Raw genomic sequence first — 328 nt, forward strand, 5'->3', positions numbered from 1 at the left:
CGCCTCGTCCGGCACCTCGATGCCGAGGTCCTTCTGGGCCCGCAGCACGGCGAGCCAGAGCTGCCGCTCCAGCTTCACCTTCTGCTCGGGGGACCAGAGCGTGGCGAGCTCGGCGGAGGCGTAGCGTCCGGCGAGGACGTTCGGAATGCGGGGCTTGGCGGGCGCAGAAGTCACGTGTCCAGATTCTACTGGCGGTTTGTGCAGGCCAACGCCACGGGTGCGTTCGGCCGAAGCTACGAGAGCCCGGTCACGTCGGTTGCGGTCCGTCCTGCTGCCGCTCCGCGCGGCGAGCGGTCTGCCGGACGGTGAGCAGTGCGGCGACCCCGCT

1 pseudogene is annotated in these 328 nt (G+C 70.7%); it reads right to left on the minus strand.

Features of this window, described 5'->3' with window-relative positions:
* A pseudogene (locus CCN44_RS43710) lies at positions 1-174 on the minus strand (adenylosuccinate lyase); the annotation flags it as partial.
* Positions 175-328 lie beyond the last annotated feature (154 nt).

Source organism: Streptomyces tricolor (assembly GCF_002155905.1).
Taxonomy (GTDB): domain Bacteria; phylum Actinomycetota; class Actinomycetes; order Streptomycetales; family Streptomycetaceae; genus Streptomyces; species Streptomyces tricolor.